Annotated in this window: 16 protein-coding genes and 1 tRNA gene; 7 read left to right on the top strand and 10 right to left on the bottom strand. The window is 42.5% G+C overall.

The annotated features are described in order from the left end of the window. Positions 1 to 66: 66 nt before the first annotated feature. A complete protein-coding gene (locus ACP69U_RS08920; protein ID WP_045444529.1) occupies positions 67 to 1,056 on the bottom strand; it encodes a LysR family transcriptional regulator in 990 nt (329 codons plus the stop codon). Positions 1,057 to 1,745: 689 nt separating this feature from the next. Between ACP69U_RS08920 and ACP69U_RS08915 the strand changes: the two genes are divergently transcribed. Next, positions 1,746 to 3,332, top strand: a complete 1,587-nt coding sequence (locus ACP69U_RS08915) for an isocitrate lyase (RefSeq protein ID WP_045444527.1) — start codon at positions 1,746 to 1,748, stop codon at positions 3,330 to 3,332. Between the two features lie 149 nt (positions 3,333 to 3,481). On the opposite strand, the gene ACP69U_RS08910 is transcribed toward ACP69U_RS08915, so the two are convergent. Beyond that, a complete protein-coding gene (locus ACP69U_RS08910) occupies positions 3,482 to 4,609 on the bottom strand; it encodes a DUF4349 domain-containing protein (RefSeq protein ID WP_426138336.1) in 1,128 nt (375 codons plus the stop codon). 358 nt (positions 4,610 to 4,967) lie between these two features. Between ACP69U_RS08910 and ACP69U_RS08905 the strand changes: the two genes are divergently transcribed. Continuing rightward, the gene (locus ACP69U_RS08905) at positions 4,968 to 6,665 is read left to right on the top strand and encodes a CYTH domain-containing protein (protein ID WP_426138334.1); all 1,698 of its coding nucleotides are present in this window, start codon (positions 4,968 to 4,970) and stop codon (positions 6,663 to 6,665) included. Positions 6,666 to 6,983: 318 nt separating this feature from the next. On the opposite strand, the gene ACP69U_RS08900 is transcribed toward ACP69U_RS08905, so the two are convergent. Then, positions 6,984 to 7,598, bottom strand: coding sequence for a nitroreductase family protein (locus ACP69U_RS08900; protein ID WP_426138333.1), 615 nt, complete (start codon positions 7,596 to 7,598; stop codon positions 6,984 to 6,986). Between the two features lie 214 nt (positions 7,599 to 7,812). Beyond that, positions 7,813 to 8,352, bottom strand: a complete 540-nt coding sequence (locus tag ACP69U_RS08895) for a L,D-transpeptidase family protein (protein ID WP_426138332.1) — start codon at positions 8,350 to 8,352, stop codon at positions 7,813 to 7,815. 146 nt (positions 8,353 to 8,498) lie between these two features. On the opposite strand from ACP69U_RS08895, the gene ACP69U_RS08890 reads away from it, so the two are divergent. Beyond that, positions 8,499 to 9,797 carry a hypothetical protein gene (locus tag ACP69U_RS08890; protein WP_426138331.1) on the top strand — a complete coding sequence of 433 codons (1,299 nt, stop codon included), beginning with the start codon at positions 8,499 to 8,501 and terminating at the stop codon, positions 9,795 to 9,797. Between the two features lie 156 nt (positions 9,798 to 9,953). Here ACP69U_RS08890 and ACP69U_RS08885 read toward each other — a convergent pair whose 3' ends face one another. Next, positions 9,954 to 11,192, bottom strand: coding sequence for an argininosuccinate synthase (locus ACP69U_RS08885; protein ID WP_060491644.1), 1,239 nt, complete (start codon positions 11,190 to 11,192; stop codon positions 9,954 to 9,956). Between the two features lie 327 nt (positions 11,193 to 11,519). On the opposite strand from ACP69U_RS08885, the gene pyrC reads away from it, so the two are divergent. The 4 genes from pyrC to ACP69U_RS08865 all read left to right on the top strand — a co-directional run bounded on the left by pyrC (position 11,520) and on the right by ACP69U_RS08865 (position 14,165). Beyond that, positions 11,520 to 12,590: a dihydroorotase gene (gene pyrC / locus ACP69U_RS08880; protein ID WP_426138330.1), complete on the top strand. Its 1,071-nt coding sequence runs from the start codon at positions 11,520 to 11,522 to the stop codon at positions 12,588 to 12,590. Between the two features lie 291 nt (positions 12,591 to 12,881). Continuing rightward, a complete protein-coding gene (rnt, locus tag ACP69U_RS08875) occupies positions 12,882 to 13,541 on the top strand; it encodes a ribonuclease T (RefSeq protein WP_201600334.1) in 660 nt (219 codons plus the stop codon). A 297-nt stretch (positions 13,542 to 13,838) separates the two neighbouring features. Continuing rightward, positions 13,839 to 14,036: a hypothetical protein gene (locus ACP69U_RS08870; RefSeq protein ID WP_140412980.1), complete on the top strand. Its 198-nt coding sequence runs from the start codon at positions 13,839 to 13,841 to the stop codon at positions 14,034 to 14,036. Positions 14,037 to 14,089: 53 nt separating this feature from the next. After that, positions 14,090 to 14,165 (top strand) — tRNA-Glu (locus ACP69U_RS08865). 385 nt (positions 14,166 to 14,550) lie between these two features. Here the strand turns inward: ACP69U_RS08865 and ACP69U_RS08860 are convergent. From ACP69U_RS08860 to ACP69U_RS08840, 5 genes are all read right to left on the bottom strand, one after another. Further along, the gene (locus ACP69U_RS08860; RefSeq protein ID WP_045444510.1) at positions 14,551 to 15,174 is read right to left on the bottom strand and encodes a BLUF domain-containing protein; all 624 of its coding nucleotides are present in this window, start codon (positions 15,172 to 15,174) and stop codon (positions 14,551 to 14,553) included. Positions 15,175 to 15,581: 407 nt separating this feature from the next. Continuing rightward, entirely contained in the window at positions 15,582 to 16,349 is a 768-nt protein-coding gene (gene ispD / locus ACP69U_RS08855; protein WP_426138329.1) for a 2-C-methyl-D-erythritol 4-phosphate cytidylyltransferase, read from the bottom strand. A gap of 164 nt (positions 16,350 to 16,513) precedes the next feature. After that, a complete protein-coding gene (locus tag ACP69U_RS08850) occupies positions 16,514 to 16,822 on the bottom strand; it encodes an FtsB family cell division protein (protein ID WP_055125147.1) in 309 nt (102 codons plus the stop codon). Between the two features lie 124 nt (positions 16,823 to 16,946). Further along, positions 16,947 to 18,263 (bottom strand): phosphopyruvate hydratase, encoded by a 1,317-nt coding sequence (gene eno / locus ACP69U_RS08845; protein WP_426138328.1) that lies wholly within the window; start codon positions 18,261 to 18,263, stop codon positions 16,947 to 16,949. Between the two features lie 320 nt (positions 18,264 to 18,583). Further along, positions 18,584 to 20,944, bottom strand: a complete 2,361-nt coding sequence (locus ACP69U_RS08840; RefSeq protein WP_426138327.1) for a heavy metal translocating P-type ATPase — start codon at positions 20,942 to 20,944, stop codon at positions 18,584 to 18,586. Positions 20,945 to 21,000: the final 56 nt, after the last annotated feature.

Below are 21,000 nucleotides of genomic sequence, written 5' to 3'. Positions count from 1 at the left end.
GCCAATAAAAAACCAGCGCTTGGGCTGGTTTAATAAATAAGCAATCGATAACCAAAAATAAATGGCTTAAAACAAATGATTCATCACAGGAATTTCTTGGGGTGGATTTTCTTCTTCGTCAACAATTTGACGAGCCACATGCATGATAAGCTGACGCAACCAACGATGGGCGGGATGATGCTGCAACAAAGGCGACCATGCCATTGTTAGCTCAAATTCAGGGATAAAAAATGGTGGCTCGACCATCATGATACTATCGTTATTAGCCTGCATTTTTGCTACACGCGTAGGCAAAGTTGCAACCAAATCTTTATTGGCTGCAAGCATGGCTGGCATTTGATAGTGGCGGGTAAAAACACTGATTTGACGTTTTTGACCTAAACGTTGCAGTGCTTGATCAATTGAACCTAGGCCACCAGATTTTTCTGGATTGACACCAAATCCCACACCCATACCAGTTTTAGAGACCCAAACGTGCTGCGCCTTAAGATAATTTTTAAGATTAAACCGATGAGCATAGGGACTGTCAGAGGACAATAGGCAGCTAAAGGTATCACGCCAGACTAGGACTTGGTGGAAACTTTGCGGAATTTCATTAAAGCGGTTGATCGCCAAATCCACTCGCCCCTGCTCCATATCACGATATGAGACGTCCGATGGCGTTAAGAAATCTAAGATGACATTTGGTGCCTCTGAACGCAATGCTTTGACCAATTTTGGTACCAGTGTCGCTTCAGCATAGTCTGAGGTCATGATGCGAAAAACGCGCGAGGTACTATAAGGACGAAATTCTGTGCGTGGCTCTAATACTTGTGTCAAATCCGCCAGTATTTCACGGATACGAGGTTGCAACTCCAAAGCGCGTTCAGTCGGTGTCATACCTTCAGATGAGCGTACCAGCAATGGATCATTAAATAGCTTACGCAGCCGGCGCAAAATATTACTCATGGCAGGTTGGGTAATGCCAAGCTGCTCAGCTGCACGAGTGACGTTTTTTTCTCGTAACAACACATCTAGATGTACCAATAAATTTAAATCTACCCGCTGCAAATTCATATATGTCTCTTTACCTTAAAATAAATACCACTACAAACGCGGCGTTTTTTGCCCTGTTATTTAGTATAAATCATCTATAACAGCATGAAATAAGGACAATTTTATATTAATTATTTTGATATACGCTTATTATAACTGAAATCATTAATCATAAGTCATTGTTTTATATGCACTATCATAAAATTAAATACCCAAGATAATAATCATAAACTAGATAAATCAAGGTAACCTAGCTATAGTGGCTAGCAAGCGCTTAATCAGTCCTTGTTTAATGTTAGGCAGTCGCCGTGCGTTTTGATGGATTGACTACCATAGGTATTTTATCGTATTTTCATGCGGAAATACGGACATAACATTTATTACACAAACTTAATTTTTTGCTCTCATTTGTTTTTAAGCTTGAATGAGTAGTTGGCACTTTTTAGGGCAATAAGCACTTTAACAGTCAAAAAAGGCTTATAAAAATCGCATTCAACCTAAAACGAAAGACCCAATAATAAAAGCTGACCAATTAGACAGGTTTTATTTGCTTTTATCATAATTTTCTTATAGTTTAGTAGAGATTGCTAACGCATAAGGTTTATATTTTAGATTTTCACTTCTGCCAGCATCTTTCTACATATATCAAAATTACCTCAATACTTGTAATTTTCTAAGTTACTAATTTTCACCACCCCAAGGAGACATAGATGTCAACTGCATATAAATCAGCGATCGACTTAGTACGTGAATTAAAGCAAAAGCACGGTAACTGGCAGAATATCAGCGAAACCGATGCGGCACGTATGATGTCACAAAACCGTTTTAAAACGGGCTTAGATATCGCCAAATATACTGCAAAAATCATGCGTCAAGACATGGAAGACTATGACAATGATACGTCTCAGTACACGCAGTCTTTAGGTGCATGGCATGGTTTTGTGGCTCAACAAACCATGTATGCTAAGAAAAAATATTTCGGTACTACGTCTAAAACTTACATCTACCTATCAGGTTGGATGGTTGCAGCCCTTCGTTCTGAGTTTGGTCCTCTTCCTGACCAATCTATGCACGAAAAAACCTCTGTACCTAAGCTAATCGAAGAAATCTACACCTTCTTGCGTCAAGCTGATGCTAAAGTATTGAACGACTACTTCCGTGAGCTAAACGCTGCAGAAGAAGCGGGTCAAGATACCTCAGCTATCCTAGAAAAAATCGAAAACTTTGATTCACATGTTGTGCCAATCATTGCTGACATCGATGCAGGTTTCGGTAACGAAGAAGCCACTTACTTGCTAACCAAGCAAATGATCGAAGCTGGTGCTTGTGCTATTCAGGTTGAAAACCAAGTATCTGACGCGAAGCAATGTGGTCACCAAGCGGGTAAAGTCACTGTACCGCATGAAGACTATATCGCAAAAATCAACGCTATTCGTTATGCATTCTTAGAGCTTGGTGTTGAAGACGGCGTTATCGTTGCTCGTACTGACTCTGAAGGCGCATCACTAACGCAAAAAATTCCAGTATCAAATGAGCCAGGCGATCTTGCTTCTCAGTACATCGATTTTATCGAGATGGAAGAAGTCACGCTAGAAAACGCCAAAGAGAACGACAGCTTGCTTAAGCATAACGGCAAACTAGTACGTCCAGTTCGTCTTCAAAATGGTCTATATCAATTCCGTGAAGAAACGAACATCGACCGTGTCGTACTTGACTGTGTAACGGCTCTAGAAAATGGCGCTGATCTACTATGGATCGAAACACCGACTCCAGACGTCGCACACATCAAAATGATGGTTGACCGTATTAAAGAGCAACAGCCAAAAGCTAAGCTTGTATACAATAACAGCCCATCATTCAACTGGACACTGAACTTCCGTAAGCAAATCATCGCTCAGTGGGAAGAAGAAGGCAAAGACCTATCTGCCTACAATAAAGATGACTTGATGAGTGCTGATTACGATGGTACTGAACTTGATACAGCAGCTGACGAAGCGGCTAGAAACTTCCAACGTGATGCATCACGTGAAGCAGGTGTATTCCATCACTTAATCACGCTACCTACTTATCACACCACTGCGCTTAGCGTGCATGAGCTTGCTAAAGGCTACTTCGGTGAAGATGGTATGCTTGCTTATGCAGCTGGCGTACAACGTAAAGAAATCCGTGAAGGCATCGCTTGTGTGAAGCACCAAGCAATGGCTGGTTCTGACCTTGGCGATGATCACAAAGAGATCTTCTCTGGTGAAAATGCCCTTAAAGCTGGCGGCGGCAAGAACACGATGAACCAGTTCTAATCACCGACCACTTACCGACCACTTATAAGTACATCTCGTAAGTACCAGTTATAGAGAAAGCCGTCCTATCTTGTAGGGCGGCTTTTTTTATGTCTGCTTATTTGCACTCTATTATTGTAAGATTTTGAGCATTGTGAGCTTGTTAATTCTTAATTTGAGTGGTTATTATCCTTACTATCAGTCTCTTTCATATTATTGCTATTATCCTCTACCTGACTGCTCTGTATACCGATTGAATCGTGGCTTTTTGGATTTTCACCCATTAGCTCACGCTTCATATTTTTTATACGGGGATCATGTTTAAAAAATTTACGATAGATTGACTTTATCATTCTGTAAATTAGATAAAAAATACCGCCAAGTACAAGCAACCACCACAGTTGTATCAATCCAAGCGCTACTGATCTAAGTATCTCCAAGCCATCTTTAAATGCTTGACTCACTTCACTACTAAAACTTGGCTGCTCAGCATCTAATAGCACATCTAGATTTTGTGTGGTTTCTTTATAACTGATATCTGGCTGCATAAAGGTCAGGTTAATGGTGCTATATTGAACTTTATCAGCGATAGCCAGTTGCTCAAGCTTGGCAAGCTTTTGTTGACGACGTGCCGCATAAGTCGCGGTAATAGCATCAACATTGCTACCTTGGTCTTTATCATTTTTACTACTCAGGCGTTCTTGGCTAAGCTCGCTTGCCATATCACTATTTAGCTGGCTCGTTAGCTGTTCACGATAAATATCTAATGTCACATCTTGAGCACTAAACTGCTGCTCATTTAAAAATGCGACTTGCTGTTGTAATTGCGCTAGGAACTTACTGACATTGGCGCGAGGAATACGAACCGTCATGTCAGCTTGACGAGTGTAGGTTGTAATCGTGATATCTTTATTGCCTTGTACAAAGGTTCGACTATCACGTGGATGATTGCTAATATTGCTCAGTGCCACATAACCAGCCTGTTGCCGTGTCAAACTTTCAATAGCATCACTAGTTTTGACGACATCTTCAACTTTAAAATCAGCACTGGCAGTTATTAATAGCGCTTTGCCCGCAATTTTAATGTCTGCTGCCTGACTACCAAGGGTCTGTTCACTAGTGCTCGATAGGTTTGCAACCTCTAAGCCATCGGATGCGTTATCGAATGCCACATCTGACATAATGCCGACCATCTCCCCTTCTGTAGCGTCTGCAACTTCTTCGGTTGCCACTGCTGTCAGATCTGCGCTGCTTTCTGCATATTCAGAAGAGCTATCGCAGCCAACTATCAATAACACAGACCCAAGCATTATTGGTAGACATAAAACTGATGGAAACAAGGCTTTAGGCAGTAATATTGAATGAGATTGATGAGTGTCATACTTCTTTTGATTGCATTGCGTCATTATTTTATAATCCGGCATTTTATGAGATATGATAAATATATTGGATAAAAATATTTTAGCTTCTATTATAAAGCCAACCACTTTATCCTACTTTTGTTCAATAATTAACGTTAATTATAATGATTACCTACTAAAAGTATATCTCTAATATTGGCTCAGAGTATTTATAGAAAAAATTTTGCTTGTTATTCGCCGATAGCTTTCATACGATGGTAGTCATTCAAATTTATTAAAATAATCGGGAGCCATCATGCAAGAGATAGAGCTAAAGTTTTTGGTACCAGAGTCGCGACTGAAAGGTTTGATGCGCCAAGCACGTGTTAAATCTTCTGAGGTGACGACACTGGCTGCTCATTATTACGACACCCCAGACCAACAGCTTGCAGAGGCAGGCATTGGCTTGCGTATCCGTAAAGAAGGCGATGCTTGGGTACAGACCATCAAAGCGGGCGGCGATGGCATTGCAGCACGCCTAGAGCATAATGCGGTACTGGATAATGAACAAGTACAAGCGATGCTCGATAATAATACGCTCATGCCTGATTTAACCATTTATAAAAACACCTCTGTCGCCCCTGCTCTGGCTGAATTTAAGCTAAAAAAACTGGCTAAAAATCTCACACGGTTATATGTGACCGATGTAGAGCGCACCACACGATTGCTAGTGGATGATAGTGGCAGGGATGGTGACAATGATGCAAATAACCATGTCGAGATGGCGTACGATTATGGAGAGATTATTCACGGTAATGATGATACTCAGCGTGATGCTATTCAAGAGATTGAGTTTGAGCTGATATCAGGAGATATCGATTTTTTATTTGCAACCGCCAAAACTTGGTGTAAGCGCTACAAGCTTTGTTTGTCGACGGTGACCAAAGCTGAGCGCGGTGGCTTACTCATCACAGGACAACAGCATAGTCCAGCTGTCCACGCTGACCTTGACCAGCTAAATATCGATAAGAAAATCAGCATGCCTGCCTTTGTGCGCGCAGCGGTACATAACTGTCTGTTGCAAATACTGCCCAATAGCAGCGCTATCGTCGCTGGCAGCGAAGACGACGACCATGCATTACAACTATACATTGGCATTACCCGCTTACAAGCTGCCCTACAAGCGTTTGCCAGCTATTCTGACGAAATCAATCCAGACTGGCTGCCGATACTAAAACCAACAGCCACGTTATTGAATGAATATCGAGAGCTTGCCCATCTTGCCTCACATATAGAGCCTAACTTACAGCAGCATGGTGCACCTACTGTCGATTGGGCAACAGATATGGATGCGCTGAAGATTACTCCGAAAGAGGCTGTCAGTGCCAACGATTTTCAGCTGACCTTACTTGAGCTGATCGCCTTTACCATGAGCGACCCAAGCCTTGAACCACAGGCTGATCAACTCGCCATCGATAAACTGGCAAAAACCTTATCCAAACAGCAGGCAAAGCTTGGCAAGGCAGTACAAGAGCTACAGAGTAAAAAAGACCTTGGCTCAGATAACATTAATATAGAAAGCAATGATTTGGAAGATGACGATTTACAAAGTGTTGACTTAGACGATAGTGACTTAGAAAACGTAGATTCAAAAAGTGACGATATAGAAAATATTGATCTAGACGATAATAATGCAGAGCACGAGCTGCATGAGCAGTTAACCACCTTACTTTATATCAGTGAGTTTACTGCGCCATTACTAGATAAGAAAAAGTCAAAAAAGAAAAAAGCCAAGAAGGAAAGCAAACGCTGGCTAAAATACTTAGCAAAAGCGCAAAAGACCTTGAATAAATATCATAATCATAAAATGTACCAACAGCGCTATCAATTAAAGTCGAAGACAGATAGCAGTGCATTATATGGCGCTGGATGGTTTGCAGTCATGCTAGTGAGAGACCTTAAGCGAACAGAAAAACGCTTGGCGAAAGTGGCAGACAGCTCAGTATTTCGGTAAAAAGGCTCTTATAGTCATTCCACTATAAAAGCATTACAGCGTTAGCCTCGCTTGAAGTATTTAATATACATCTACACTCGGTTGCCTTGTTCTACTTTTAAATTGAATCGACTATAGCAGCATGAACTAAGCTTAGAATAAAAAAGACAGCTCACTTTATATGGGCTGTCTTTTTTTAAGCGCTTGCTTTGAGGTGCTTTTTTTAATTGAATGCTTAAACTCAGGCATTTGGAAAACCTAATACTTCAACTCAGTTAAACATATTTCAAAAATTACTATCAATTTTCTACATCTAGCGCGTTTATAAGCTTAAGTATTTTATAAACCTAGCACTTTCATACGCTCACTAACTGGCTGATACGTTTTCTCGCCAGCAGGCTCAACAATGTTGCCAAATGGCATTTGTGCCACCAACTCCCAACTATCTGGGATAGCATAAGCCTTAGCTGCGTCTTCATCCACAAGCGGATTGTAGTGCTGTAGGTTGGCACCAACATTTAAAGTACGTAGCTCAGTCCACATCGCATACTGATGCATGGCTGAGGTTTGCTGAGCCCAAACTGGAAATCTATCTGCATATAACGCAAACTGCTCTTGCAATGACTCAGTCACGTTTTTATCTTCATAAAACAGCACTGTACCCGCTGACGCACGGAAGCCGTCTAACTTTTGCTTAGTCCCAGAAAAGTCGCCATCGCCGACGGCTGCACGCAGTTTTTCTTCAGCGATATCCCACAATTTCTGGTGCTCGGCACCAAACAGTACGACCAAGCGCGAAGATTGTGAATTAAAAGCAGAAGGCGTATGTAATAAAGCACGCTCTGCCATATTCACAATTGCTTGTGGCTCTACTGGCAGCTCATTGCCCAAAGCATATATTGACCGGCGTTCATCAAAGGCTTGTTGTAAAGTGGCTAGGCTTTCTTTAGACATCGATATTATCCTTATAGTTATCATAAAATATAGGTCAAACGAGCCATGTTTAGCATGACAAGTCGATCATTCATAAGCAAGATATTATATCAATATGCTAAATAATATCTATACTTTATAAAGTTTATTTTATCAATCACTCTATAACATTATTCTGTTTTACTTAGGGCATGTCCTGAGCCTGAACGAAAGTACCTAAATGGGCTAAAAATGGTTAATGAGCAACAATCGTCACCGATATGCCCTCTGCAATTTGGTCGAACAATTCAATAATATCCTCATTACGCATACGTATACAGCCATGCGAGAGTGGCACACCCATCGGTTCACTGTCTGGCGTACCATGAATATAAATATAACGCTGATAAGTATCGCAGCCACCTTGACTATTACTGCCTTTATTAAAGCCCTCTTCCACACCACTTAGCCAAAGAATACGGCTTAATATCCAATCGCGCTCAGGGTGTTGTTTGTCAAGCTCTGCACTATATCTCTCGCCAGTAGGGACGCGTCCGATGAACACGGCATTCATGGGTTTATTTGCACCAATTTTTTCGGCGATAAAGTGTTTGCCAAGAGGTGTGCAGCCGCTATCTTGCTGACTGCCAATGCCATTTTTAGCAGTAGACACCGTATATTGAGCCATTTCTCTATTATGCTGGTAGAGCGTTAATGTTTGCTTAGCAATATTAACCACCAACTGCACATCAGAACTTTCGTTATTTTTCTCGTTATAGCTTTCGTTATTTTTCATAGAATATTTCCAACGGTCATTTATCCAATAGATATCATTATTGACCGCGTGATAAGTAAGTTGATTGATTTTTTCTATTATTAAGGGATTGTATCAAGGCTTTTGGCACCGTAATATAGGGGCACACTTTTTGATGCTAGCAGATTATGACGACTATTTCACCGACACGTGTGTCGATGTATGATTTTCTCTATCAAGATACCAAGCCAATGGTATCTTTATTGGCCGATGCCGCCAAGCTTTCATTACCACAAGCTCGATTGGCAATGGATGCCAGTTTGCAAGCCATTATCAGTGCCTTGCTTGCTTACCAGCAGCACAATGACGGACAAGCTGTGAGCAAAAAGCTATTTAGTCGCGGCGCTGTTAAAGAGCTACGCCAATATAATTCCATGAATTTTTCGACCATGAATGCGACGTTATATCACCGCCATGAAGCGGCGGATGCGATATTTTATGATAATGCTCGCGTGATTAAAGCGAGTGACTATATTGCTCAGCAGATTGACGCAACAACGCAGCAAGTACAGATACTCCTCACGTCCTTATGCGTGATTGTCTTACGTGAGCTGGCTATTTTAGCCGACTATAGCCAACTTGATAACGACGAGATGGATAAGTGGTTCGCTTTACAGCCACAGTTTTTATCAGCTGCTCGCTTTGCCATCAATGAGCCAGCGTCTGTCTCTGTTAAATTGAATGAGGTAAATGAAGATAACAGTCTAGTCGCAGCATCAGAGGTCAATTTAGACTTGGCAGTAAAAACAAAGGCAGCAGCCGAATCCGAAAACCATCCTCATACAGAACGTGCCTTATTAAGTACAGAGCAGCTCGCTGACACCCCACCAGCGTTCAATCCTTACTGGCATGAATTGACGACATTCAAGCCTGAAAATCAACAGCCTGTGCAAGATATGCAATTGGCAACTGGTAACTATTTAAAAGCCATTGGGCGCTCACCTGATAACTTGCAGCAAGGTCGCCATAACGATATGCTAGTCTTTACAGAAATGCAAGCCATTGCCTTGCCACACCAACGCTGGCTATTACAGCTCGCCAAAATCTCAGATATCTATCTCAGTCGTAATCGCCTACGTATTACCTCCGAACCTGCCAGCGCACCCAAACCACCTTTGGTAAGCTTGGGTTTAATTGGTGGTAATAACGATAATACGCCGACCACCACCAGCGAAAAGCCCATTGAATACGAGGCATCAATACCCCTCTGGAAAAATCCGGTTATCCTGATTATTATTGCTGTGATCGGGGTGCTTGGCGGGCTTGCAACGCTCAAGTATCAAAGCCAAAAATCTGACGGTGTGTTACTGGCGACAGAAGAAGTCATAGAACAAGATGTTATCGAAGAACGTCAGCAGCAGGATGTGGCTATTGTCATGGTTGACGATGAGGAGCCTGATGATAAAGAAACAAAAGCGGCTCAATGATAAATAAAAGCTCTGAATACAGAACTTCTTAATTAGCAAAAAATCATCGAACAAACCTTTAAAAAATCCACAAAAAAAAGGCGCTATTCGTATAGCGCCTTTTTCTATTCATATTTTTTATTCATGCTTTATCTAGCACAGTCTATTAAGACCGGCTTACTTCGATAAATCACGACCACGACTGGCTTCGATAGCCAAACGTAGACCATTTAGACGGATGAAACCTTCTGCATCTTTTTGATCGTAAGCACCCGCATCATCTTCAAAAGTCGCGATTTTTTCGTCAAACAACGAATCATCTGACTTACGACCAACAACGCTCACAGCACCTTTGTATAACTTCACACGTACTGTGCCATTGACATATTCTTGTGACTTGTCAATCAATGCTTGTAACATCATACGCTCAGGACTGAACCAATAACCATTGTAGATAGTTTTGGCGTAGCGTGGCATCAGCTCATCTTTTAGATGCGCCGCTTCACGATCGAGCGTCAATGACTCAATACCGCGATGCGCTTTTAGCATAATGGTACCCGCTGGCGTCTCATAGCATCCGCGTGATTTCATACCAACATAACGGTTTTCTACGATATCCAAACGTCCAATACCATGCTGACCGCCAATCTCATTTAACTTAATCATGACTTCATACGGCTTAAGTGCTTCACCATCGATGGCAACGATGTCGCCTTTTTCGTATTCTAATTCTAAGTATTGTGCTTCGTCAGGCGCTTCTTCTGGGCTCACTGACCAGCGCCACATATCATCTTCTGCTTCGGCGTAAGGGTCTTCTAAAATACCGCCTTCATAAGAGATGTGTAATAAGTTGGCGTCCATTGAGTACGGAGATTTTTTCTTATTGCCCGCATAATCAATCGCAATGTTATGCTCTTTGGCATATTCCATCAAGCTCTCACGGCTAGACAAGTCCCACTCACGCCATGGGGCAATGGTAACCACGTCAGGCGATAAAGCAACGGCGCCAAGCTCAAAACGGACTTGGTCATTCCCTTTACCAGTAGCGCCATGACTAATAGCATCGGCGTTGTGTTCTTTAGCAATCTCAACCAAGCGCTTGGCGATTAACGGACGGGCGATAGAAGTCCCTAGCAGATACTCGCCTTCATAGATGGCATTGGCGCGGAACATTGGGAACACATAATCACGGGCGAACTCTTCACGTAAGTCTTCAATATGGATATGTTTGATGCCCATAGCTTCAGCTTTGGCGCGTGCTGGCTCAACTTCTTCGCCTTGACCGATATCAGCAGTAAAGGTAATCACTTCTGCATCATAGGTTTCTTGCAGCCATTTAGCGATAATGGAGGTATCAAGACCACCTGAATAGGCCAAGACGATTTTATTAATATTTTTTGGATCAAGTTGAGCCATGAAGAACTCCTATTGTGAGCATTTAGTGTTAGGAAAAGCGCTAATATTCAATCAAAAGATAAACTACTTGCTCAGTGTACATCATATTTACTATAGGCAAAAGTGCAACTGCCCCATGGCATAAGCTTTTGATTTAAATTTTGGGTCGATAGATTTCAATTATTCACATATAGGTGACAGTTGACTGCCGCAAATTAAAAAACAACCCATCTATTATGTACAGATATTTAGCCGCATATTTAGTCAAGTAGGCAAATCTGTTATGATAGCAGTACAGTATCCCTTCCTTTTATTTCCGTATATGACGATATAGAGCGCGACGACATTATGACTGATTCGATTAGAGAGTTGACCATCCTTCAGCCAGACGATTGGCATATCCATTTGCGTGATGGCAAAGCATTGAGCACGACTGTATCGCACGCAGCAAACAGCTTTAACCGTGTCATATGTATGCCAAACTTAGTGCCTCCTGTTAAGAACACTGACGATGCGCGTGCCTATCGCGACCGTATCATGGCGCACTTAGTAGCCAGTGAGCTGAGTACTGAGCGCAAAACTGCATTTGATCCACGTATGACTTTATATCTCACTGATAAAACCACTGCTCAAGATATCGAGATGGCAGCAAAATCAGGTATCGTTCAAGCGGTCAAGCTTTATCCTGCTGGCGCGACTACCAATTCGGCTGATGGTGTCACCAATATTAACGCCTGTGTCGATGTTTTTGAAGCATTAGAAAAGTACAACCTACCCTTATTGATACATGGCGAAGTGACGCAAGATCATGTGGATATCTTTGACCGTGAAAAGCGCTTTTTAGACGAAGTATTGGCGCAAATCATTGTCAAATTCCCTACATTAAAGATTGTCGTCGAGCATATTACTACCAGTGATGCCGCTGATTTTGTCTTAGCACAAGGCAATCACATTGCCGCCACTATCACCCCGCAGCATTTAATGTTTAACCGCAATCATCTATTGGTTGGCGGTATCAAGCCGCACTTTTATTGCTTGCCTATTTTGAAGCGTGAAAGCCATCAAAGAGTATTATTAGATGTGGCAACCAGTGGCAATCCTAAGTTTTTCTTAGGCACGGATTCAGCCCCGCATGCGACGGATAAAAAAGAAGCCGCTTGTGGCTGTGCTGGCTGCTATAGCGCTGCTACTGCCTTGCCCTTGTATGCCACCGCTTTCGATAGCGTGGGAAAAATAGACAAGTTAGAAGGCTTTGCCAGTCGTTTTGGGGCTCAGTTCTATGGATTGCCAATCAATGACAGCACGATTACACTTGTCAATACGCCTATGCAAGTGCCAGCAGTCTATCCTTACTTTGATGGCTCATCATTGACCCCGCTTATGGCAGGCGAGACACTGCCTTGGTCTATCAAAGCATAAAACGCACTAAGCAAAACCATCTGTATTCTATTTTAACTTGAGAAGTTTAACCCTATGATAAGAATGACATCTGCTAACCAGCGGTGTGATTTGTATCATAGGTTATTTATTTTTCATTTAATGTCTTAATTCAATATAACAATACGACTGATAAAAGCGATTTAACCAGATATGACCACTCCAAACGATGCCGCCTTACCTAACGAAAACTCATCAAACCCTATAGATAATAGCATTAAGAGCCCATCAAATAGTCACACAGAAGATGCCGCAGCAGACGAGCTAGCACCAATGCGTCTAAAAGACCGATTTCGTAAGTTTCTGCCTGTCGTCGTTGATGTGGAAACTGCCGGCTTTAATGCGCAAACCGATGCTTTACTAGAGATTGCCTGCATTCCTGTACTACTGAATGAGCAAGGTGTGTTTTATCCTGGGGAAGCATTCAATGCTCATATCGAACCCTTTGAAGGCGCGAATCTTGAGCCAAGTGCCCTTGCCTTCACTGGCATTGATCCCAACAATCCAATGCGTAAAGCCATTGCCGAAGACGAAAAAACAGCACTACGCCGTATCTTCAAAGGGTTAAAAGAAGTACGCCGTACTGAGGACTGCCGCCAGTGCGTCTTAATTGGGCACAACGCCCATTTTGACTTAGCATTTTTGAATGCGGCAGTGCTGCGTACCAATAACAAAAGTCACAACCCGTTTCATAACTTTTCAGTTTTTGACACAGTGACTTTATCTGCGCTGGCATTTGGTCAGACAGTACTAGCACGGGCTTGCAAGGCAGCGGGGCTTGATTTCGATGGTAATGATGCACATTCTGCCCTATACGATACACAAAAGACTGCTGAGCTGTTTTGTCATATCCTAAACCATTATCCTATGCTGGCTAATGCGATGCATACTGAAGAAAATAAAGAGGATTCGACTGAGAGTAGTCACAAATAATCCATTTATCACATATCCTATATTGCCAACTACCCATAATAGTGCTATTTGTAATACTTGATGACTTTAACATCTTGGTTTTACAATCAATAGGGATATGATTGATATCACAATAAATCAGCAACTTGTCTAACCGTTGAATATCATATTGTGTAAAACAATTCAAAAACAGATAAGTTGTTGTAATTACTAACATTAGAACGTCTCGTTATATCCTATAGATGGTTTAAGTTGCCCACATTGTCTCGATAGCCCGTACGATTCATGCTATCGAGGCGTAATAGGAGGGACTCTATTATGGATCCACAGCTTAAGTTATGGGGAACCATCCTCGGTTATATGCTGCTCGCATTGACTATTAGTGCTTGTACTTCTCTATGGATTCGCTATCATTTAAAGCGTAATGACTTACATCCTCGCCGTGCGATCAAAAAAAGATACTTAATTTTAAAAAGAAGAAGAAAAAGGCTTGACAGCAAGCGCAGACGCTATTAGAATACGCACCACTTCAGCATAAAGGTGAAAGCAGCTGAGGTGTTGTGTTACTAGTCCCCATCGTCTAGAGGCCTAGGACACCGCCCTTTCACGGCGGTAACGGGGGTTCGAATCCCCCTGGGGACGCCACTATTTGGCGTCACTTATTAGCAAGTTTGCTGCAAAGCATCTGATAAGACTAATAAGCGTACCACCAAAAAGTCCAATCACAATACCATTGTGATTGGACTTTTTTTATGCCTGTTTTTTATATCATGAGGTTCTTGATACCTTAGCACTCAGTTCGTCATCGCCGATTTACTTGATAAATGAAGCATAATTAATTTTATAGATAAGATCCGGTATTAGGTTCGCTCAAAATATTAAGGTATATTTACTAAGTGTCGCTATCCATGGTTTCTATACCTAACTTGATGTTTTGTTTATTTATTGAATTTTTTATCATAAATTTAAGCAAAAAAAATCCAGCATTGAATACTGGATTTTTCAGTCAAACAGTCTATTTTTACAAAAACTACCAAATCTTATCTGATAGCATTAGCCACAACAATGTCATCACAATCATGATACCGAGTACTGTTTGAATCAAGAAGAATGCTTGATGCTGACCAACAACCTTACTTAACGTCACCCCTAACGTGCTGTACTTGATAGGTGGCGTGTCAATATTGCCAGTTCTTGCTTGTTCCTCATAATACCCTTGTAAGATATCTAAAAATTCGCGCCATGCGTTAGAGCCCCAATCATAGGGTTTAAATGGCATGAGTTTTTTCAGCTCAGGCTCTTTGGTCATCCAACGTTCAAGTGTAATGGAGCGTAGAGACCAGTTCGAAAAACGGCGTTCGGTAATTTCTGAAAAATCTAAGATTTTTAATTCTTTATGTCGATCGTCTAATAATAAGCGATTCTTTAGATTGGTTAAATCTTGTTCTGACCCTTCTGCACATTGAAAAAAGTAGCCATTGCCATAGCAAAGAATACCCGTAACATTATCGGCTTGGTTACGCTCAATCGCGACCTCTGAGATGTCGTTAAGCGTGCTGGGGCTTGAAAGACCAGTCGAAGTAATTTGGCTTATATATATAAGCTGGCAGAGATCTGTCGTCACTGGATTTGTCGAATCGTTGATTGTTGACAATCAGCTTCTCCCTATTTTTAGGTAAATGTAGCTAAGACAACCATACTAAATTTAGAAAAAACATAGAAACAAGATCTTTGAAAATATCAAATAGGCTTGGTATATTATTGATTTTATAAATGTTTATATTAATTGTATTAAGTTGGTTACATCATAGGCTAGTTTAGTCATCAAAGCAATATATGTTTATCTTATATCATTAATTGAAAAAACCAAACAATAATTCACAATTATTTCTACTGAGAACTTGCACTGTGGTTTTTGGGAAGCAATAGGATAAATAGGTAATATGGGAGGGAAAAGTGATGATAAAAGCCGTCATCCAATGAGCGATAAGACCACCGGCTCATTAATGAGATTGATACAGACTGATGGCTATTGCGAGTGTTTAATTATTTTTTGTCTACTCAGAACTGAGCGGTAATAATCGCTGCGAGCAAGATAGCATCATCAGGATAGGTAAGCTTGATATTCTGGCGACTGCCAGTCACGAGGCGAATGGGTAGGTCTAAATATTCAAATGCACTGGCTTCATCAGTAATGGTGAGCTCGTGTTCAGCGACATAAGTTAATACTTTTTGCAGCTGACCTAAGCGAAACACTTGCGGCGTTTGTGCTTGCCACATATGACGGCGATCGATAGTACGTTTAGCGTAAGAATGTGGGCTGCTACTCACTGTCAGGTTAACTACAGCCGTCTCACCTACAAGCTCAGATTGAGCGGTAGACTGCGGATAAGATTCCTTTAAAGTATCAGCCACCGGTGTCGCTAAGATAGCGCCATAGGGCTCTAGCATCGCCGCTTCGATGACCTCTTCAATATCATGATTGGGAACCGCAGGACGCGCAGCATCATGAATAACAACCAAGTCTGAATCGTTGGCTCCCGCCTCAATAATCGCCTTTACCCCTGCCTGTACGGACTGCCAGCGCTCAGCGCCGCCCATGGCATAATGTATGGGTAGCGCAAAATTCAATGTCTGTGCCGTACTGTCATCTGCTGCGACGACTAATAAACATGTATCAATATAAGCACTACTAGCAAGCCGTGCCACACTATGCTGTAGCAAGGTCTGCCCTTGCAGCATCGTATATTGCTTGGCAATAGAGGCACCAAAACGACTACCGCGACCCGCAGCAACGATCATGGCATGTACATTAGGTGTCATGTTCATAAGGCAATGTTCATAAGGCAATATTCATAAAGTAGTATTCATGGTTAGAACCCATGACAGTATTGCTAGGGATAGACGAGGAATAAGAGGAGTAACGAATTTCAGGTGAATAAGATTTCTATTATAGACAATAGAAGATCATAATTTTAGACAGTCAAGAGCAATTAATAACGGCTATGCGTCGTGGGCGCCGTAGATACTTGTACAAAGGTCTCGTTCGGCTTAATCAAACCCAAGTCTAAACGAGCGTGCTCTTCTACTGCCTCAAGACCAGTTTTTAAGTCATGTACATCAGTACGCAATAAATTATTTGCTGCCACTTGGTTTTCGTTTAAGCGTTGTTGTTCTTCGATTTGAGTCAGCAATTTATTATGCTCAAAGCGACCATTTTCGCCCAGCCAATACTGATATTGCAGTCCCAAAAGGACGGCAACGGCTAGAGCAAGTAGCATAAATTGGCTAAAGTATTTCATAAGATAATAACGCCGAACAACATAGAGACAATAATAAAAATAAAAAACCAGCTAAGCTTGCTAAGCGATATATCACCGTATTAATGATGACATATCGCCTAGCTGTAGCAAGAAATCTGGCTTGTTAACCACGTAGACCGATGAACTCTTCACGACCACGGTAGCTTGCACGTACTTGTTGCTCGATACGTAGCAGCTGATTGTATTTTGCCACACGGTCTGAGCGGCATAGAGAGCCAGTTTTAATCTGACCAGCAGCCGTACCAACGGCTAAATCTGCAATGGTGCTGTCTTCAGTTTCACCTGAACGATGTGAGATAATGGTTGCATAGCCATTTTTCTTCGCTAGATAGATCGCATCTAGCGTTTCTGATAAAGTACCGATTTGGTTAAACTTAATCAAAATTGCATTGGCAATATGCTTATCAATACCCTCTTGCAAGATAGCAGGATTGGTCACAAATAAATCATCACCAACCAACTGAACTTTATCACCAATCTGCTCAGTTAAGTACTTCCAACCATCCCAATCAGACTCGTCAAGCCCGTCTTCGATAGAGATAATAGGATATTGACGCGACAAGCCGACTAGATAATCTGAGAATCCTTGGCTATCAAAGGCTTTGTTGCCCTCGCCTGCCAAGATATATTGACCATCTTTGTAGAATTCGCTAGCCGCACAATCTAGCGCCAAATGAATGTCTTCGCCCGCTTTATAGCCGACTTGCTCAATCGCTTGCATAATAACAGTGATAGCTTCTTCGTTGCTACGTAGGTTTGGTGCAAAACCGCCTTCATCACCAACCGCTGTATTCAAGCCTTGTGATTTCAGCACAGATTTCAAGCTGTGGAAAATTTCTGTACCCGCACGCAGCGCTTCTGAGAAGCTGGTGAAACCAACAGGCTCAATCATAAATTCTTGGATATCAACCGTGTTATCCGCATGCTCGCCACCGTTCAAGATGTTCATCATCGGTACAGGCATCGTCAGCGACGTCTGATTGCGCAAGTTTGCAATATATTGATGTAATGGCAAACTTTGTGACTTGGCAGCGGCTTTTGCAGTGGCAAGAGACACCGCTAGCATGGCATTGGCGCCAAGGCTATCTTTGTTTTCTGTGCCATCTAGCGCAATCATTGCATCATCAATGCCTTGCTGTTCGGTGACGTCTTTATCCATCAACGCGCTGCGAATTTGGCTATTGACGTTAGCAACGGCTTTCTTAACGCCTTTACCCATATAGCGACTTTGGTCACCATCACGTAGCTCAAGCGCTTCGCGTGAACCAGTTGATGCACCACTTGGGGCAGCAGCACGGCCGATAGTGCCATCAGCTAAGATTACATCAGCTTCGATGGTTGGGTTACCACGCGAGTCTAAAATCTCACGGGCGCGAATGTCTTTAATTGCGGTGACGTTGGTGGTTTCTTCAGCGTACATAATGTCTGTTAATTCCTTTGGTCATGCCAAGTTTGTGGGATAAATAACGGCAACTAGAATACAAAAAAGATAAAGCAAAATATCGTATAGTGCTATGCTCAAACCAGCTTTGTTTATCTATATAGTCAGCAAGTTTTGAGCAAGATTAAAGGTGGTTTTAATACTTTAATCGTCAGCTATAGTGCTTGGCATCATAGCATAAATTTTGCCAAACTTCCCTTATCTTGCACCGACTGGCGCTGATAAAATCATACTTAGATAAACAAATTACCAATTATGGATTTGTCTCAGCACCTATAATATTAAAAGTCATATGATTCTTATGCTTTTGTTAGACGCTTTGCTTTAGTCTCGGAGCCAGATACTGTGTTATCCAGCTCAACCTCTGTTTTAAATTGGGTCAAACGTAAGGCATTCATTAATACTGAAATAGAGCTCAGCGCCATCGCAGCGGCGGCAATCATAGGGTTTAAAAAACCAAAAGCAGCCAGCGGAATACCAAGGCAATTATAAATAAAAGCAAAAAACAGATTTTGCTTGATGTTGCGCACTGTTGCATTGGCGATTTTTTGCGCGGCATCAATATGCATCAGTGACTCACCCATCAAGCGTGCAGACGCACTATGCTGGGCGACATCTGTGCCTTCAAACATGGCAAAGCTTGCATCGGCAGTTGCCATCGCTGGCGCATCGTTGACACCATCACCTGCCATTGCAACTTTATGACCAGCCGTTTGCAACAAGGCAATTTGACTGGCCTTATCACGTGGGCTCATTTTACCATAAGCCTGCTCAATACCCAGCTGCCCTGCCACATGATCGACCACAGACTGCTTATCACCACTCATCAAAATGACATTAATACCTGCGTCTTGCAGCGCAGTAATAGTCTTCGGAGTATCTACTTTTAAGTCGTCAGCTAGAGCAAAAGCACCCAAAGCTTCCTCATTAATACTAACGGCAACGGTACTGGCAATTTGCCATACCTTTGGCATCAGCTTAGGCAGTGTTAAATTAGCAAACTCTGCGGTACCGACTTTTACCACACCCAAACCTTCAATATTGGCTTGTATACCAGCGCCTTTAATGACACTAATATCAGTCACATTCATCAACGGCAAATTTCGCTCAGTAGCCGCGTTAACCAATGCTGTTGCTAGTGGATGACTGGCATGTGCTTCAACGCTTGCGGCAATTTGTAACACATCATCGACTGCGATCGATTTATCCACCATCACATGGTCCACGATAGTCGGCTTACCGATGGTTAATGTGCCCGTTTTATCGAGCACCACCGTATCGATATTGCCTGCCGCTTCAAGGCTTTGTGCGTCTTTGAACCAGACACCATGACGAGCAGCAACGCCCATACCAGCCATGATAGCGGCTGGCGTTGCCAAACCTAAAGCACAAGGACATGCAATGACCAACACCGAGACGGCATGCATCAAGGCAGTATCCATCATCCCAGTCAGCCACCACGTCACTCCAAAGGTGATAAGCGCAATGGCAACGACGACTGGGACGAATACCGCCGTCACTCTATCGGCGAGACGAGCTAAATTGGCTTTTGAGCCTTGGGCATCACTGAGGGCTTGTACCATATCACCAAGCTTTGTATCACTACCTTTAGCACTGACGCGGTATAACAAGCTGCCATTTTCAACCAACGCCCCTGCCAATAATTTATCTCCCACTTCTTTTTTAAGCGGTACCGACTCACCCGTTAAATGACTCTCGACACACCAGCCAGCACCATCGATAACCACCCCATCGGTTGCGACGCGGCTGCCTTGCTTGGCACGCAAAATATCACCAACTTGCACGTCTTTAAGAGCAACATTATGAAAATCACCATTAGGCTGCTGCTGTTCGACTTCATCGGGCGTTAAGGACAATAATAAATCGATACTATTGAGGCTGTGTTTTTTGGTGCGCTCTTCTAGATACTTACCCGTACGTACAAAAGCAATGACCATGACGCCTGCTTCAAAATACACCGCAGGACTGCCATCCGCACCGTGACCACCAGCATGACCACTTTGCAGCAAACTGTTTAAAGTACCATCGCCATGGGTCAGCCATAGATAAGTGGAATACGCCCAAATAGTCACGGTACCGATGACGACTAGCACATCCATATTGGCAAGACCACCTTTAATCGATGCCCAAGCGCTTTTGTAAAATGGTAAAGCAAATCCAAACTGTACAAGGGTCGCCAATATAAATTGAGTCCAAATCGGCGGCATCCACGCCATACCCTGCCCAACGAGCATACCTGCCATACCAACTAAAAATGGCACCAAACAAACCCATAACCCAATCAAACGCCATGGGTACTGAGTCGCGGTATCTTCGGTTGTTTTTGCAAACAAACTATCGGCCGCCTGCAAATTGGCAACGAAGCCTGTTTTATTTACCCATTCTGTCACTTGTTCAGGCGTTGTCTGAGTCGGATCATAATCAACATTCGCAGTTTCGCCAGCGAAATTTACACTCACCTCGTATACCGACGGCTTTTTGTTGAGCACCTTCTCAATTCGTGAGGCGCAGGCTTGACACGTCATCCCCTCAATTGCTAGCTGCAAATGTGCACGCTGCGGCGCGAGCGGCGTATTGGATTGAATATCAGTTTTTACATCGTAGGCGTCATGATTGTCGGTTTGGGTAGTATCATTCATAAATAAAACTCGGTATGGCGTTTATGCGTTATGGCGTTATAAAGTCGTCTGAGCTA

Origin of the sequence: Psychrobacter sp. TWR1-1-1, from assembly GCF_049895865.1 — a bacterium.
GTDB classification, from domain to species: Bacteria; Pseudomonadota; Gammaproteobacteria; order Pseudomonadales; family Moraxellaceae; genus Psychrobacter; species Psychrobacter immobilis_A.
Note: the sequence above shows the minus strand (reverse complement) of the source record. Positions and strands in the feature narration are given on the sequence as shown.